Genomic DNA, 15,607 nt, shown 5'->3' on the forward strand with positions numbered 1-15,607 from the left:
GGTGATCTTGGCGGCTGCTGCTCGTTGGGTCGGGTGGCAGGTGTCCGGTCTTGAGGGCGGGGGTGACGTGGTGGGTGGTCTGCGGGAGTTGGCCGTGCCCTTCGTGGTGCCTGGGCCTTGCGGGGTGGCGGTCCGGGACCGTCTCAAGCCCCTCACTCCCCAGGACGAGATGGTGCTGCGTGCGGTCGGTGACCATCAGGGTGCGTTGGCTTCCCGTGATCTCAAGGCTCGCTGTGCGGACGGTCTGAAGCACGGTGCGGACACCTGGGCCACGCGTAAGCGGGACCTGACGAAGGAGTCGTCGTCGCGGATCGCGGGTGCGATCACCAAGGCCACACACGATCAGTGGGCGCTGGCCCGGCGTTGCCAGGCAGCGCACATCCAGACGCTGGAGGCCTGGATCAGGACGCTGCGGCGGCGTCTGTCCCTCCTGATCGGTGAATCCGGAACGAAGCGCGCCGCGGGCGGCTACCGCTCCAAGGGCGAGTGGTTCCGCAAGTCCCGCCGCCTGGCTGCACTGGAGGCGCGGCATGCGGCCGTTATCGCCGACCGGCAGGCCGGACGCGTGCGCGTGGCGCGGGGCGGCAGACGTCTGCTCAACACCCGCCACCACCTCACCGAGGTCCGGCTCATCGAGGAGCAGTGGCGGGAACGCTGGGAGGCGGAGCGCTGGCTTCTTGCCGCTGATGGGGAGTCGGGGAAGCGGTTCGGGAGCGAGACGATCCGCGTCACCCCGGACGGCGCAGTCAGCATCAGACTGCCTGCCCCGCTCGCGCACCTGGCCAATGCCCAGCACGGCCGGTACGTCCTCACCTCCACCGTGGCGTTCGCGCACCGGGGTGCGGAGTGGGCCAACCGCGTCGAAGCGAACCGGGCCGTCGCCTACCGCATCCACCTCGACACCCAGCGTGGCCGCTGGTACCTTACCGCGTCCTGGCAACGCCCCGTCGTGAAGACCATCCTGTTGGAAGCCGCCCGCGCCCGGGGCGTGATCGGTGTCGATACCAACGCGTGATCAAAGGCACGCCCAAGTGCGCACGTTGCGGAGGCAGGAACGAGCGCAGATTCGTCTCCAACGGAGACGAGACTGTGTGGACGTACACGTGCGACAGCGCCAAGTGCAACGAGGATCAGCAGGAGATCGCCAGGAGGGCGGCGAAGCACGGCATCACGTACGACAGGTACACGGAGATCCACCTGAATCAAGGCGGTCGGTGCCCAGTATGCGGAGAACACCTCGGGAAGTTCGACAAGGACGTTGTGATTGACCACGACCACTCGTGCTGCCCCAAGAAGACAACCTGCGGGGATTGCGTGAGAGGCATCCTTCATCGGCGATGCAACTCCGTGATCGGGTACCTCGGCGATGACCCAGACAAGTTTGAACGGATAGCCGACTACCTCCGGGGCTACTGAGGAGGAATATGGGCAACCATCAGGGCACCTCTCGCCTTGGCAATGAACCCAGTCGTTCCTGATCAGGGAGTCTCCGCTGACTACCTTTGTTGTCCAAGGCCGGTCGTCCACAAAAGACTCCCGTTCTCACATACATAGCCAGCTGCGAGTTCCGCAGAGACAGCTGCGACTGCCTCCGCGGAAAGGCGCTGCCACTCCTCCTCAGCCTTCATCGGTGGCTTTGCATACGAGAATGGGGTTCTGGCACACATTCCGTGAGCGATCTCGAGTCCGGTCTCACCGGACCCTGGTGACGCGTGGTCTGCGCGGCTACATGACGCGCGCCTCTTGCTGGCGGGAGCCAGCAAGATCTTTCACGGAATGTGTGCCAGAGCCCGAGTTTTGACAGCACCGGGCTCCGTGGGGGTCTGCCAGGCCCGCAGAGTGCTGTCAGCGGCTGGGGCTAGGGTCCGTGATGTGAGTGACTACTACGACCTGTTCCTGGCGGTGGACCTGCTGCCGGACCTGCCCGAGCCGGTGCTTCTGGAACTGAGGTGGCTCCTGGGGCAAGCGGACATGCCGACAGAGTTGAAGTCGACCGACTGGGAGTCATGGGGCGGTCCCTGGCGGGCCTTCGACGGTGGCTCGGCGAGCCACTCGTTCGACGGGGCCGATGTCTCCCTGCTGGTCCGTGCCACGGACAGGCCGAACCTGGACGGCAGCGAACCGTGGGCCCTGACCGTCCGGACGTGCGTCCACGAGGACGACTTCGGGGTGACGATGGACGTCGTTGGGTGGCTTCTTCGACACGCGACCACGCGAGGGTGGGTCGGGTTCGTCCGTGACTCCGGCCTGGGCCAGGTTCAGCATCTCGTGTGCCACGAGGACGGCTTCGAACTTGTCGATGTCCGCCGCCGCCCGGCCGGCCAGCAGAAGCGTGTTCCCTGGCCACCGCGATAGCCCGTCTGCAGGCGGGGCATGCGGAACGACTGGGCCGTCCTGACCGTCCGCCACGACACGTTGCACTTGCGCTCGATCTCCCGCATCGCCGTGCCGCCCCGGTGATTATTCGGACCCGCCCTGGACGCCCGCGTAGGCCAGTCCAACCAGACAGCGACGCCCCTCAGATCCCGAGAACCTGGGGACACGCCGCAGACACGCGGGGCACGAACAACTGGCTGGACCTCGTCGAACCCACCAAGGACAGCCAGACGGTGGCGCACCCGGATACCGCCGACTAGGGTCGGCGCGCAACCGAGTGGTTCCCAGCCGTGACTTCCCTGACGGGTCTACGCTGAATTCGGCGGCCCCATACCGCCCACGCCTCTGGGAGGCCCCGTGTCACAACCCGTGGAAGCCGGCCCAAATCCGAACCCGCCGTCGTACCCGTCGAAGACCCCGCCCCCGCCGAAGTGAAGAACGCATCACCAGAGGCGAACGAACCCGACTGCCGGACACCGTACCGTCAGCCGCGTTCGGTAGGTCAGGCCGGTGACAGCTTGCTGGTGTCGAGGTCCAGGCCGAATGGTTCGGGCAGGTGCAGCACAGTACCGAAGGGGTGGGGGCCGTCGACGCGGGTGTAGCCGAGCCTGCCGGGTTCGGAGAACAGGGTGACGCTGCCCTCGATCCGGTCGACGAGGAGGTACAGCGGGGCCCCGTACTCGGCGTACCGGCGTCGTTTCACGCCCCGGTCGGTTTCGGCGTTCGACTCCGAGGTGACCTCGACGATGAGGAGCGTCTGGTCGGGGAGGAGCGCGCCGCCGCCCTTCGCGAGGTCCTCGGGGACGACGGCGATGTCGGGGACGTACCAGTTCGACGTGCCGGGCAGGTCGAGGTTCCCGGATCCTTCGACGCAGCCGAGCTCGTCGACCCGGTCCTCGATCTGCCGCCGGACCAGCTTTGCGGCGCGTTCGTGGTCCCAGGTCGGTGTCACCGGCTCGATGATCCCCTCGATGATCTGGACACGGTCCCCACGGATGTGCTGGATGGCGTACTTGAGGGCGTGTTCGGTATCGATGCCGTGGCCGTAGTCCGGTGCGCTGGTCATCAGGTCACGCTCCTGTCTGTGGTGCTCAACAGCATCATGCCCCGATCGCGTGCGGGGACGCGCTGGGCACGGGCGGCACAGGCTGCCGCGCATCGCCGGGCTGGCCGTGGCCCCGCGTGCCGCATGGTGCAGAAAACGGCTCCGAGCTGGGCCTGAGCGCCTGTGCGCCCCACCTGGCCCCTCCCCGCGGGGCGGAGTCGTGACGGACCGTCGAACGCATGGGCGGATGCTGCGGGAAGTGCCATGGCCTACCGATGCTCGACGACCTGGTGAAAGTCGGTCCTGGGGAGTGGTGGTGCGAGAGGTGCCGTGAGGACTGGGCGTACGACGGCCTGGTCGAAGAACGGAACCTTGATGAGGACGAATCACCGACCATGCCGGCCGGGGACCCTGACGAGGCGCAGCACCGGCGAGGAACGGCGGCGTAGGGTCCGAGCCCTGCCACTACATGGGGTGGCAGGGCGCCCGGGTGGCCCGGTTCGCTGACTGGAACGCAAAGAGAGGCGCAGCGGGCGGGAAGCTCTGTCCTAGCGCCGCGCGGACCCTGGTGGGGTGTTGCCTTCGTCGCACTATGCCCGGCCTGATCGAGCTGTCCAAGGAGCTCCAGAAGCGCGGCGTTGGTCTGGTCGTCCTCGGTCAGGGCATCGACACCTCCACTGCGGTCGGCAGGATGTTCTTCCAGATCCTGGGCGCGATTGCCGAGTTCGAGCACGCCCTCATGCCGGAGAGGACGATGGACGGCTTGGAAGCCGCCCGAGCCCGCGGGCGTACCGGAGGACAGAAGCCCAAGCTGGGTCCTCGGCAAGTACAGCTCGCGCGGGAGATGTACGACTCCGGCGAGTTGACCGTCCAGCAGATCGCCGACGAGTTCGGCGTCACCCGCCCCACCAACCACCGCCATCTCAGCAAAGTCCCCAGCCAGTCCCAAGAGCCCGCGTAACCGAACGTCGCTGAGGCGTATCAGTGCAGGTCAGCGATATCCGTTGTTCTTGCGGCGATTACTGCGGGGACCCCCTGTCGGGCGCAGAGTAGATGTCAGTGAGGCGCAGGGGTTCGTCAGTGGCGCGCCGCAGGTCAACTGCTCCAGCGGGCCATGATGGCGTGATCGACGCGGAAGAGGGCGTCGCACTCCGCGCAGTACGCACTGCCGAAGACGTAGGTCAGATTGCTCGCGACTTCGTGCTGACCATCGGCGGTAGCACGCGCGTGGAGCCGCTTGGCTATCCCTTCCAAGGAGCAGGGGTCTGCGGGCTGCAACTTCCTACGGTGCCCAGCGTCCTCGTTCATGTAGAAGCCGTCGGTCGTTGAGAAGTGGCCGTATTCGCCGAACACCACGAAGTTCTCGGCCTCACACACAGGGCAGGGAACCTCGAACTCCTCACCGCTGAGACCGTGCAGCTCCTCTCCCCACACCTCGACTCCCTCGAAAGCCAGCAGGGCTTCCAGTAGTTCCACATAGCGATCTGGACTGTCGGTCAGCGACGGATGGTGCAGTGTCAGCTCCACCAGTTCGATCAGCTCAGCGATCTCGGCAGCGTAGGCATCTTTTGGATCAGGCGTCCCGTAGGGCCGGTCGGTGCTCGCGACGATGGAAGCGGCCAAGAGCAAGGGCATGGTTCGGTCTGTAGCCGTCAACTGGCGCGCCTTCTCAGCGAGCGCGGGCAGGGCGGCGTAGCTCGCGGGGTAGACCGTTCCTTGGTGGCACAGGCGGGACCAGAGCTCGTTCCACGCGGGACCCTCCGGGTCGGGCCCCGCTGCCTTCAGGAGGCCAGGCACGTCTTCGGCAGTGCCGTAGGCGTGGGTGAGTTGAGACCATTCCGTCATAGGGCTGATCCAAGCAGACGCTTCCAGCATCAAAGACTGCGCCCTGATGTCGGGCGATACGAGAGAGTCAGTGGTCGGCGACGTGGCGGGCCGTGGCTTCGTCGTACGCGGCCAGTGTCCGGTAGCGGGTGGAGCGGCCGACGCCGAGGTGTTCGGCGATGGCGGTGACGGACTCCTTGGCGTCGCGGCGGCGAGCATGTCGCCGTCGATGGCGGGGGCCGGCCGCCGTGCTTGCCGTTGGCTGCGGCGGTGTCCAGGCCGATCAGGGTCCGTTCGTGGATGCACTCCCGCTCGACCTCCGCCATCGCGGCGAAGACCACGAACAGCACGTTGCCGGCGCCCTGCGGGTCGTACATGCCGGACAGCGGCCCGGTGAGGATCTCCAGGCGGTGGTCGCGCTCCGCCTGGTCCTGCGCGGAGGTGATCAGCTCGATCATGTTGCGGCCGAGCCGGTCGAGCATGGTGACGGTGACGGTGACGGTGTCGGCCGGGCGGAGGTCGGCGAGGGCGGCGTTGTACTCGGGGCGGATCTTCTCCCGGGTGCCGATCTTCTCGACATAGATGCGGACGCAGCCGACCTTGTTGAGGAGGCGGACCTGTCCGGCGAGGTCCTGGCCTTTGCTGGAGACGCGGGCGTAGCCGATGCGGTCGCCGGACCGCGCGAGCGCGTCGCCGACGGTGAGGTCGCGTTCGGTGCCGGGCTGCCACGGCCGTCCGGGGCCGCGGGCGGCAGGGATGCGGATCGCGGGCCCGGACTTCAGCGCGCAGGCATGCTCCTCGGCGCCGCCGCCGACCACGTCGGTGTCCACCGGAACATCGCCACCCGCGCCGCCCGCACAGACCGGGACTTCGGCCAGGCCCTCGCCAACGCGAAAGCCGAAGGGCGGAAGGTTCGGGGGCCGGGAACCACCCTGGGCGCGGAGGCCGAGCCCAGGGCTTTGTTCACGGCTTGTATGAAGTACCGCAATCGGAGAGCCGACTGCGCAGGTTCGCTGGTTCCCGGTATGCGGGCTACGGGGTGGGGGTGGTGTCGAGCCAGGTGGCGAGGACGAGTTTCTCGCCGTTGCGCCAGTTGTAGCGGACGGCTTCCTGGTACCAGGTGCGGGGCAGGTCGGCGTGGTCGCTGACGATCACCGGGAAGTCGGGCGGGAGTTCCGTGACGACCTGGTGCATGAGCCGGAAGAGGTTGGTTACTGTCACGCGGTCTTCGTCCACGGCGATGTCTTCCAGCCGCCCCCGTGCTTTCGCCATGTCGGATGGGTAGTAGGGCTGTTGGCTGGTCGAGCATGAGGAAACGGGGGACCGGCCGTGCGTTCGCGGTGAAGTACTGGTGGAGCGCGAGATGGGCCGCCAGGTGGTAGCCGACGTGGTTCTTGCCACCAGGCGCTGGAGATGGCCGCTTTCGGTCGTGGTGCTGATTTGGCCCAGGTAGGCGCTGATCCTGCCGCAGGTGCAGGCCTGAGCCTCGGCTTGTCCTAGGAGGCCGGCCTGCTCGGAACGCTGCTCGGCGATGACGCCGAGGGTCGGACCGGGCCGCCCGCACGATCCGATGGTCGCTCTTCGCTGTCGTCTCCGTGCGGCAGGAGTTCGGCGATGATCTCGGTGCCGAGTGCGTACGCCGGCACGCCCGCGGTGATGAGCGCGGTCTCGGCGACGCCGATGAGGTCGGCGATGCCAGCTCCGGCGTGGAGTGCGCCCTGGGCGTGGATCCGGGCGGGGTGTGCCCGGCCAAGGGACAGCAGCTGCCCGAAGTGGACGAGCTGCTGCACCCGCGCTCCCAGCGGATTGTCGGTCAGCACGATGTGGCGCAGTGCCGCGATCGCCTCTTCGGTCGGCAGTCGGCCGAACTCCTGGGCCAGACGCAGCCGTTCCTGCACCCCGCCGGGAACGGTTCCGAGGGTGGAGCGGTAACGGTCGCGTATGGCCTCCGTACGGGAGGCGAGGGCGTCGTCCGTCATGACCTGACCCGCGTGATCGCGGCGCGCACGGCCTCCTGGGCGCCCGGGGGGAAGTCCACGGCCCCGCCGATCGCCGCGGCGGCGATCTCGGTTTCGGCGCTCTCCTCGATCGCCACCACGAGGTGGGCCGTGGCCGCCGAATCCGGGCCGAACACCAAGAGGCCGTGGTTGGCCAGCAGGACCGCGGCCGTCGTCGGGCACCGTTCCAGCACGTCGGCGATACCGCGCACCGACACGTCCGATCCGCGAGGTCCCCAGGGAACCACGGGGACGTCCTCGGCCTGTCCGAAGCGCAGCATCGGCTCGGTGCGGCAGGGCAGCGGCCGGTGGGCCACGGCGAAGGCGGTCGCGGACGGCGAGTGGGTGTGGATGATCGCGCCCACGTGGGGGCGGGCCTTGTACACGGCGCTGTGCATGGCGATGATCTCGGCGCTGACGGACTGCAGCTCGCCTTCCAGGACCTGCCCGTCGAAACCGACAGTCGCCAGTTGTTCGGGCCGCAGGCCGCGGACGAACCCCGGCGTCAGCAGAAGGTGCTCACCGTCAAGCCTGGCGCTCAGGTTGGCGTGCCCGGAGTGGGACATCACCCCGGCCGCGATGAGCTTCTCCGCGGCTTCCACCAGCTGGTCGGCCCGCTCTTTCCGTACGTACGTGTCGCTCATAGCGGTATCTCCGAGTTTGCTGCCAGCGGCCGCTCGTTCGCCGCTGTCCACGTGCCGACCACTCTTCAACTTGAACTAAGGTTTAAGTCAAATGCCGGGCTCGACGAGGAGCAGGAGGAGCGGAACGTGCGCATGCCGATCGGCCGACTCGCCGAGATCACCGGAGTGCCCGCTTCGGCCATCCGGTACTGGGAGCGCCACGGCCTGCTGCCCGAGCCCGAGCGTGAGAGCGGCCAGCGGCGCTATCCGCCGGAGGCCGCCGAGCGGATCACGGTACTGCGCAAGTGCCAGCAGGCCGGGCTGACCCTGCTCGAGATCAGCGAGTTCCAGCGGGAGCAGCCACGCAGAAAGGCGATGATCCGCGCCAAGATCACCGAGATTGAGCAGCGCTTGGTCGATCTCGACCACGCCCATCAGCTCCTGAGCCATGCCCTCAAATGCAGCGAAGAGGACATCGTCAGATGCTCGAAGTTCCGAGAGCAGATGGCGGCGTGGCAGACGCCGGATCCGGCGCCGTGAACTGTTCGAGGGGGACTGGCTGGTTGCGAAGTACCGGTTTCGTGCCAACGCCGGGCGAGCCCGGACGCCGCCTCGTGGCAGTGCAACCGCCAAGCGCCGACCAGCCACGGCGACCGTGGGTCACCGCACGATGGGATCGTTGAGGACTTCGGTCAGGACTCGGCCGTGGAAGCCCTTGAGCTCCGGGTCAGGCAGCCCAGCCATGGTGACCAATGACTTCCACAGGGCCCAGCCGCGGGCCCGCCGCCAGACGTCGTCCGCGAGACCGGCCGCCTGTCGGAAGACCTGCCGCTCTTCTCCGGTGAAGTAGGTCCAGGCCATGACGAGATCGCAAGCGGGGTCACCGATGCCGCAGGTGCCGAAATCGATGACCGCCGACAGCCGGCCGGCCGTCGTGAGCAGGTTCCCGACAGCCACGTCACCGTGGAACCACACCGGCGCCGACGGCCACGCTGATGTCAGCGCGGCAGCCCAGACAGCCTGGCAGGCACCGACGTCCACGGAGTCCTGGAGAACGTCCAGGGCGTGCTCGACCTCGTCCCCATACGCGCTGGGGTGGCAGCCGCGGAAGCAGGAGTGCCTGCCGCCAACCGGTCCCCGCTCGGTCGGGGCCTTGCGAAGCGCGACCAGGAAGTCACCGAGATCGCGCGCCAGAACGGTGCGTTCGACATCGACCGCCGCCTCCACCGTCGCCCCCGGCAACCAGCGTCGCACCGACCACGGGAACGGGTAGCCGGCAGCCGGCCGACCGACTCCCACCGGCACGGGAACCGGCACCGGCAGGTGAGGGCTCAGCAGCGGTAGACAGCGGTCCTCCTTCTCCACGCCTGCCATGTAGCCCTCTGCGCTGGGCAACCGGACAACCATTTCGTCGCCCAGCCGGAAAGTTCTATTGTCCCAGCCCTGACGCTCCACCGGGCGCACTGGCAGGTCGCCCCACTCGGGGAACTGATCACGGATCAGGGACAGGGTCAGGTCTGCGGTGATTTCGAGCACGGATCAAGTATCCGCAATGCCACCACGCTGAACCAGGGGGCGGGTCCCAGCCGACCGCGACTCGTCAGAGAGGCGGCCTCGGGACCCGCAGTCACTAGCTACCGGCGCTGCTTCAAGGCATCACCCGAACACTCCGCCGCCCCGAGCTGGAGGTCACCCGATCAGTGGCTCCCGATCTCACCGGAAAACACAAATCGTCTCCGCCGCCTTCAATCCCTGAAGCGTTTGGGGTTCCGAGACCAACCACCTGGGCAGTTCAACCGCCGGCCGTCATCGTGTCTCTTCTTGGTGGTCCGTCGCCCATGACGGGCGACGGACCGTCGTGGCGGGGTGGGGTCGGCCGGCCTGGGCGGGTTCTTCGGCTCGTGCTCGGGTGCTGGCAAGGCACGACCTCGCCCAGCCACTGAGCCGTATGCCGTCGACGTGCAGGACGCGGGCCAGCGTGAGTCCGCCGAGCCCGGCTCCGGTGATCGTGACGTGGTGCATGACGCCCCGTAGCTCTTGCGGCCGGCGTCGGCCGACCAACATGTTGGTGCACTGTTCCAAAGCGGGACGTACCCAGTTTGGTACGGCGCACTAAATTGGATCGCTGCACCAAATGCGGCATCATCGAGGTATGACGACGCGAGCGCGCCGACCACAGCGGCGCAACCAGGTGCTCTCCCGGGAGCAGATCATCGACACTGCCGTAGAGATGCTCGACGCGGGCGGCGAGAGCGCGCTGACCATCCGGGCGTTGACCGCAAGGCTGTCCACCGGTTCCGGGGCGATCTATTACCACGTGGGCACCCGTGACGAGCTGCTCGACACGGCGACGGAAGCCGTGATCGGCGCGGCGCTGGCGACCCGGCCCGCCGGGGCTGCGGCCACACCCGGGGACGAGATCCGTGTCGTCGCACTGGCCCTGTTCGACGCGATCGCCGCACATCAGTGGCTCGCCACGCGGCTGACCCTCCAGATCATCCGGTATCCGGTCGGCCCGGTGACGGTGGGGATCTTCGAGCGGATCGGCGGGCAGATGGGCGCCCTGGGCGTGCCGCGAGCCTCCTGGTTCGACGCGGCCTCGACGCTCGTGCACTACATCCTCGGAGCCGTCAGCCAGAACGCCCGCATCGAGGGGGACACCTCAGGGATCGGCCCCGACGGGGACCGCGACGAGTTCTTCGACGCGGCGTCGACGGCATGGCAGGGGCTCGACCCGGAGGCTTACCCGTTCATGCACGCCATCGTCGGCCAGATGAGAGAGCACGACGACCGCGAGCAGTTCCTCACCGGCATCGCCGTCATCCTCGACGGCCTCACACATCTGTGCTGACCCGGCCGATCTGGCCGGCTGACCCCATCGTTCGTTTCTCGAAAGGACACCTCTCATGCATGACGTCGTGATCGCGGGCGGCGGTCCGGTCGGTCTGTTCCTGGCCGGCGAGCTGGCCCTGTCCGGCTGCTCAGTTCTGGTCCTTGAGCGGGACCCGGAACTCACCTCGCCCCTGAAGGCATTCCCGCTCGGGCTGCGGGGCCTGAACGCCGGGTCGGCCGAGACGCTCTACCGCCGCGGCCTACTGGAAGCGACAGCGAATGCTTCCGGAGTCAACCCGGAGAAGGCCGGCGCGGATCCGGAAGCGGTCGAGGCACCCGACCCTCGCGAGCTGAGCCATTTCGCGGGCATGACCCTCAACGCGGCCGACATCGACACAGCAGCCCTCCCGTCTCGGCTGCCCAGCCCGGCGATGGAGGGGTTCATGACGAGCCTGGAAGCGGTCGGATCGGTGCTGTGCGAGCGGGCTACCGCGCTCGGAGTCGAGATCATCCGGAATGCTCCCGTCACGGCCGTGGCGCAGGACACCGGATCTGTCCTCGTCACGGCAGGCGGCCAGGAGTACCAGGGGCGCTGGCTGGTGGGCTGCGACGGCGGGCGCAGCGCCGTACGTCAGCTCACCGGCTTCGAATTCGTGGGCACCGAGCCGCTGTTCACCGGCTACGTCGTCAAGGTCACCTTCGCCGACCCCGAGCAGCTGCCGCTCGGTTTCAACCTGACGCCGAACGGCATGTATCTGCGTACGCCCCTCGAAGGGCACCTGGGCATGATGGACTTCGACGGCGGCACCTTCGACCGCTCTCAGCCGCTGACCCGCGAGCACCTCCAGACGGTCCTGCGCCGTATCAGCGGCACCGACGTGACGCTGAGCGAGGTCCATCTCGCCTCCAGCTTCACCGACCGCGCGATGCAGGCGACAACGTATCGCGAGGGCCGTGTACTGCTCGCCGGCGACGCAGCACACATCCACTCGCCCCTGGGCGGCCAGGGCCTCAACCTCGGCATCGGCGACGCCGGCAACCTCGGCTGGAAGCTCGCCGCCACCGTGCGCGGCTCCGCTCCCGAGGGCCTGCTCGACACCTACACCACCGAGCGGCACCCCGTCGGCGCCGCCGTCCTCGACTGGTCCCGCGCCCAGGTCGCGACCATGAAGCCGGGCCCCAACGCCCCCGCGCTGCGTCAACTCGTCCACGATCTGATGAGCACCACGGACGGAACGACTCACGTGTACCGAAAGACGTCGGGGCTGTTCAACCGCTACGACATGGGCAGCGAACAGCCCCTCGTCGGCTGCACCGCCCCGGACTTCCGCTTCGAGGACGGCACCCGCCTCGGCGAACTGCTGCGCCAGGGGCAGGGAGTTGTACTCGACTTCAGCACCGACCGTGCGCTGCAGGTCGCGGCCAAGGAGTGGGCAGGCCGGATCCACTACGCGGCCGGCCCGGCGCGCAACGACCTCGGGCTGGGTGCCGCGCTGATCCGGCCCGACGGCGTCGTGGCCTGGGCGAGCGAGCCCGCCCCGGATCGCGACGCGTTCGAGCAGGCGGCTGCCCAGTGGTTCGGTGCGCCGCAGAGCTAGAACGAACGGCGGCTCCCCGGTCCGTTCCAGACGCGGTGCCGTTCACCCGCTGCGGATCGACCGCCCTCCCCTGCGCCGGAGCGTCGGTCTGGAAGCGCAAGACCGCGAACGAGGCCCAGGCCCCTCCACCGCATCAGGCAAGGCCGCCTGACACCGAACTCGTCGAGCACCAACATCCTCAAGCACCGCCGCAATACCCGACAGCCGAAGGGTAACGACCGTGAACAGCGCCATCAACACCCCCTCCAGCTGCGAAGGTTCGGCCGCACGGCGTGAAGGTCTACGCCGCGACCATCGCCCCCTACGGCAGCTCGGAAATGTACTCAGCCGAGGGTGACAAGGCGCGCGAGCAGGTCAACTCATGGATCCGCACAAGCGGCACCTTCGACGGCGACTCGACTTCGATACCGTGTGGCGCGACCCCGCCGATCCCAGCCGTATCCGCAGCGATCTGCACATGGACGACAACCTCCACGGCAGCGACGCAGGCTATGCCGCCCTCGCGGAATCCATCGACCTCTCTCTCTTCGACTGACCCCTTACCGAGGCGGCTTCCGAGCGACCTCGCGGCAGAAGGAGCATCCCCCTGGACGCACCCGACAACGCCGCGGCGTTCGACACATGCGGCTGTGCGGCGGCGCGACGTGGCACGAGGAATCCCGCACTTACCAGGGCGGTGCCGCCACCCCCGCCTACAACGCGATGCTCGCCTACGGTCAGGCCGGCCACCGACCGGTTCACCGCTGAAGGCATCAAGGGGGACGTGCTCCAGAACTGGGTCTTCCTTCCGGACGGGCGCCAGGTGGCCGGCAACCGCATCCTCCGCGGCAAGGCCGCCCGCCAGATCGGGGCCGAACTTGCCGCCCGGGTCGCCGCCCGCGCCCTGGACGCCTCACGCATGGAGGTTGGCGGCAACCCCATTTACACGGTTACCCCCGAACCTGCCGACAGCGACCACCTGTTCTCTGCCGCGATGGAGGTCCTTGCCGACCCCGCTCTCACCCCCGAGAGCTGCGCCACCACCCGGTACTTGCTCTTCCAGGCCCCGCGCGCGAAGAAGGGCTCCGACGCAGTCACACGTACCTACACCGTCGCGGTCGGGGCCGGTCTGCTCGGCACCGACGCACCCGCCCTGCCCGCAGACATCGACCTGCGCTGCTACGTCCTCGGACAGGAGACCGCCCCCCGAACCGCTGTCAGCAACCCCGGGGCATAGCAGCCCGGACAAGCCAGCCCTCATGGGCCACGCTGGTACTGCACGGCCCGGACTGCCAAGTCTCACGGTGTCCCCGCGCCCGGATGACGCATGATGGGCCGTGCCACACACCACACGCATGACCGCCCCACCACAGGGCACCAGAACCACTGATCCGCGCTTGGCAGCACCCCCCGGACTGCTCAAGCCACCCGGCCCCACCAGCCCCCCCGCTGGTGGGGCCGACGCGTGCCACGACACGCCCTTCGCGAGAGCGACAAGAAAATGTGATGTGAGTTACTGCCGGGGTCCGTGGGCCTCGGAAAGACTCGAAAGATCTAGTGATGCGCAGTGCCAGAGAATCCAGCCAACGCTGTACTAGAATGTCTGGAATTTCCCCTTGGTGCTGTCAAGCCTTCTTGCAGAATCGTCGGCCTGACGCACCGTCCAACTACACTTCGCACCAACGCAAAAGGAGCCCCGCTTCCTCGACGCGGTTTCCTAGGCCATGGGTCGAGAGGGCTCCTTGCGCGGCGTCCAAGCATCAGCAAGACGGAAGGACTCCGAATGCAGCGTAACGCGAAAACACCCCTTGGGCCCAGCTTCAGTGCGGACAGAAAGCGTGGATCAGTCGCCCGCCACCTGCGGAAATGGCTGGTCAGCCGTGGACAGAGCGTCCATACAAGTTTCATGTGCGGCGTGGCGTACCGGGCCGGTGACTTCGCCACAGGCCTGGTTATCGCCTGGCTGATCGCCCGCTACTGACCTGATGCAGCTCTGGGGTCGGACGCCGCTTGTGCGCCGGCCCCAGAGTCCACGCCTACTTCACCGGCTTCCACGTCCTGCAGTCCCGCGCCGTGAACAACTCACCCGACCGGACAGTCACCGTGATCCGCCGTGCAGCCGTGGCGAACCGGTTGTCGACGATGTCCCCGCCCTGCGTGGTCCACCGAACGGGATCTGTACCTCTCGCCGGAGACCACCGAGCGGCTCAGGACGTACGCCGACGGGCACAACACCAACAAGAACTACCGGTCCCAGCGCGGCATCTTCGAGCGCTGGTGCGACGACATGGGCCGTGTCGCCCGTCCCTGCACCACCGCCACGTACGTCGAGTACGTCGCCTTGATGATCGCCCGGGAGGCATCCCCGAACACGATCGCCACGCACATGTCCGCGATCCGCACCTGGATGCCCGACGACAAGAAGCCCGGCACCATGGTCGCCCGACGTCTGCTCAACGACTACCGCAAGGACTGGCGCAAGCGGAACCGGGTGAAGAAGGCGCCGCCCATCACGGCCGAGATGAGCCGGGCGATGGTCGACACCTGCGACCGGCGGCACCCCATCGGGCTGCGGGACCGGTTCGTTCTCCTCGTCGGCCGCAAGGCCCTCAACCGGCGCATCGAGCTCGCCGACCTCCTCATCGAGGACCTGGAGGTCGACGACGGCGGCGTGGCCGAGTGGGTCGCGTACTCCAAGACCGACCAGGCCGCCAGAGGCGAGGAGACCTGGGTCCCCGCCGACTCGGACAACCCGCTGTACGACCTGGTGCAGGCCACCCGGGACTGCCTGCACAGCCTTGGGGTGCGCTCCTAGTCGCTGCCGCGCCGCACCGGTCGCAGGCCGGGGCGTCTCCGTTCCCCGCCGGTGCTGTACCTCATCAGGATCGCATGCGCTATGGTTGATCTTGAAAGTTCGCCGCAACTCGCGGTGGCTGACACTGCGTTGGTGGTCCAAGGAAAGACGCCCCGCTTCCCGTGGGGAAATGTAGGTGCAAGGCCTGCCCAGCGCTCACCCACAAGGCCCTTCTCTCCACCGGGGAAGGGCCTCGTCATGTTCCCCTGGTGCAACTTTCAGAGAACGTCACCTGGGCCCTGCCGCCTACTTCACCGCCGAAGACGCCCCCCGCACCGAGCGAGAGAACTCGTCCGCAAGACCGGTGTCGCCGAGCAGGAGCAGCGCCAGGCCACGGTCGGAGCCGCTCGCAGGAAGACCGCGACTTCTTTGTCGGACCTGCCTGGGATGCTCCGGGCATGGAGATTACAGTGCAGCTGACGATCGACTGCTCCGATCCGCAAGGAATGGTGGCTTTCTGGGCCGAGGCCCTGGGCTAC

16 protein-coding genes and 2 pseudogenes are annotated in these 15,607 nt (G+C 67.8%); 11 read left to right on the forward strand and 7 right to left on the reverse strand.

Translation table 11 applies throughout. From position 1 onward, the window contains the following. Nucleotides 1-70: 70 nt before the first annotated feature. The 3 genes and pseudogenes from GA0115254_RS20025 to GA0115254_RS20035 form a co-directional block, all read left to right on the forward strand. Nucleotides 71-1,012, forward strand: a pseudogene (locus tag GA0115254_RS20025) (IS200/IS605 family accessory protein TnpB-related protein); the annotation flags it as partial. After that, nucleotides 1,012-1,416, forward strand: a complete 405-nt coding sequence (locus tag GA0115254_RS20030) for an endonuclease domain-containing protein (RefSeq protein ID WP_176740203.1) — start codon at nucleotides 1,012-1,014, stop codon at nucleotides 1,414-1,416. The pseudogene GA0115254_RS20025 and the gene GA0115254_RS20030, both read left to right, overlap by 1 nt. Before the next feature lie 456 nt (nucleotides 1,417-1,872). After that, nucleotides 1,873-2,355, forward strand: a complete 483-nt coding sequence (locus GA0115254_RS20035; RefSeq protein ID WP_093896654.1) for a hypothetical protein — start codon at nucleotides 1,873-1,875, stop codon at nucleotides 2,353-2,355. 523 nt (nucleotides 2,356-2,878) lie between these two features. On the opposite strand, the gene GA0115254_RS20040 is transcribed toward GA0115254_RS20035, so the two are convergent. Continuing rightward, the gene (locus tag GA0115254_RS20040) at nucleotides 2,879-3,442 is read right to left on the reverse strand and encodes a Uma2 family endonuclease (RefSeq protein WP_093896655.1); all 564 of its coding nucleotides are present in this window, start codon (nucleotides 3,440-3,442) and stop codon (nucleotides 2,879-2,881) included. A 571-nt stretch (nucleotides 3,443-4,013) separates the two neighbouring features. On the opposite strand from GA0115254_RS20040, the gene GA0115254_RS20045 reads away from it, so the two are divergent. Next, nucleotides 4,014-4,382, forward strand: a complete 369-nt coding sequence (locus tag GA0115254_RS20045) for a recombinase family protein (protein ID WP_093896656.1) — start codon at nucleotides 4,014-4,016, stop codon at nucleotides 4,380-4,382. Between the two features lie 134 nt (nucleotides 4,383-4,516). Here the strand turns inward: GA0115254_RS20045 and GA0115254_RS20050 are convergent, their stop codons facing one another. The 5 genes and pseudogenes from GA0115254_RS20050 to GA0115254_RS20070 all read right to left on the reverse strand — a co-directional run bounded on the left by GA0115254_RS20050 (nucleotide 4,517) and on the right by GA0115254_RS20070 (nucleotide 7,886). Next, entirely contained in the window at nucleotides 4,517-5,266 is a 750-nt protein-coding gene (locus GA0115254_RS20050) for a hypothetical protein (protein WP_093896657.1), read from the reverse strand. Between the two features lie 29 nt (nucleotides 5,267-5,295). Next, nucleotides 5,296-6,075, reverse strand: a complete 780-nt coding sequence (locus GA0115254_RS20055; RefSeq protein WP_176740205.1) for a recombinase family protein — start codon at nucleotides 6,073-6,075, stop codon at nucleotides 5,296-5,298. A gap of 202 nt (nucleotides 6,076-6,277) precedes the next feature. Continuing rightward, a pseudogene (locus tag GA0115254_RS20060) lies at nucleotides 6,278-6,809 on the reverse strand (DUF3732 domain-containing protein). Next, entirely contained in the window at nucleotides 6,742-7,224 is a 483-nt protein-coding gene (locus GA0115254_RS20065; RefSeq protein ID WP_093896659.1) for a carboxymuconolactone decarboxylase family protein, read from the reverse strand. The pseudogene GA0115254_RS20060 and the gene GA0115254_RS20065 overlap by 68 nt, the downstream one beginning before the upstream one ends. Continuing rightward, nucleotides 7,221-7,886 (reverse strand): class II aldolase/adducin family protein, encoded by a 666-nt coding sequence (locus GA0115254_RS20070; RefSeq protein WP_093896660.1) that lies wholly within the window; start codon nucleotides 7,884-7,886, stop codon nucleotides 7,221-7,223. Before GA0115254_RS20070 ends, GA0115254_RS20065 begins: the two co-directional genes overlap by 4 nt. Nucleotides 7,887-8,018: 132 nt before the next feature. Between GA0115254_RS20070 and GA0115254_RS20075 the strand changes: the two genes are divergently transcribed. Further along, on the forward strand, nucleotides 8,019-8,405 hold the full coding sequence (locus GA0115254_RS20075; RefSeq protein ID WP_093896661.1) for a MerR family transcriptional regulator: 387 nt from the start codon (nucleotides 8,019-8,021) through the stop codon (nucleotides 8,403-8,405). A 120-nt stretch (nucleotides 8,406-8,525) separates the two neighbouring features. Here the strand turns inward: GA0115254_RS20075 and GA0115254_RS20080 are convergent, their stop codons facing one another. Beyond that, nucleotides 8,526-9,401, reverse strand: a complete 876-nt coding sequence (locus GA0115254_RS20080) for an aminoglycoside phosphotransferase family protein (protein ID WP_093896662.1) — start codon at nucleotides 9,399-9,401, stop codon at nucleotides 8,526-8,528. A 616-nt stretch (nucleotides 9,402-10,017) separates the two neighbouring features. Between GA0115254_RS20080 and GA0115254_RS20085 the strand changes: the two genes are divergently transcribed. From GA0115254_RS20085 to GA0115254_RS47680, 6 genes are all read left to right on the forward strand, one after another. Then, entirely contained in the window at nucleotides 10,018-10,716 is a 699-nt protein-coding gene (locus GA0115254_RS20085; RefSeq protein ID WP_093896663.1) for a TetR/AcrR family transcriptional regulator, read from the forward strand. Nucleotides 10,717-10,771: 55 nt separating this feature from the next. Then, a complete protein-coding gene (locus tag GA0115254_RS20090; RefSeq protein WP_093896664.1) occupies nucleotides 10,772-12,295 on the forward strand; it encodes an FAD-dependent monooxygenase in 1,524 nt (507 codons plus the stop codon). Between the two features lie 361 nt (nucleotides 12,296-12,656). Further along, nucleotides 12,657-12,830: an SGNH/GDSL hydrolase family protein gene (locus tag GA0115254_RS46275; protein ID WP_256102696.1), complete on the forward strand. Its 174-nt coding sequence runs from the start codon at nucleotides 12,657-12,659 to the stop codon at nucleotides 12,828-12,830. 228 nt (nucleotides 12,831-13,058) lie between these two features. Then, the gene (locus GA0115254_RS20100) at nucleotides 13,059-13,511 is read left to right on the forward strand and encodes a hypothetical protein (RefSeq protein WP_093896665.1); all 453 of its coding nucleotides are present in this window, start codon (nucleotides 13,059-13,061) and stop codon (nucleotides 13,509-13,511) included. An 876-nt stretch (nucleotides 13,512-14,387) separates the two neighbouring features. Continuing rightward, a complete protein-coding gene (locus GA0115254_RS20105; protein ID WP_093896666.1) occupies nucleotides 14,388-15,089 on the forward strand; it encodes a site-specific integrase in 702 nt (233 codons plus the stop codon). Between the two features lie 437 nt (nucleotides 15,090-15,526). Beyond that, nucleotides 15,527-15,607: VOC family protein (locus GA0115254_RS47680; RefSeq protein WP_370740906.1), on the forward strand; the 81-nt coding region annotated here is incomplete at its 3' end.

This window comes from Streptomyces sp. Ncost-T10-10d (assembly GCF_900091955.1).
In the GTDB taxonomy this organism is placed as follows: domain Bacteria; phylum Actinomycetota; class Actinomycetes; order Streptomycetales; family Streptomycetaceae; genus Streptomyces.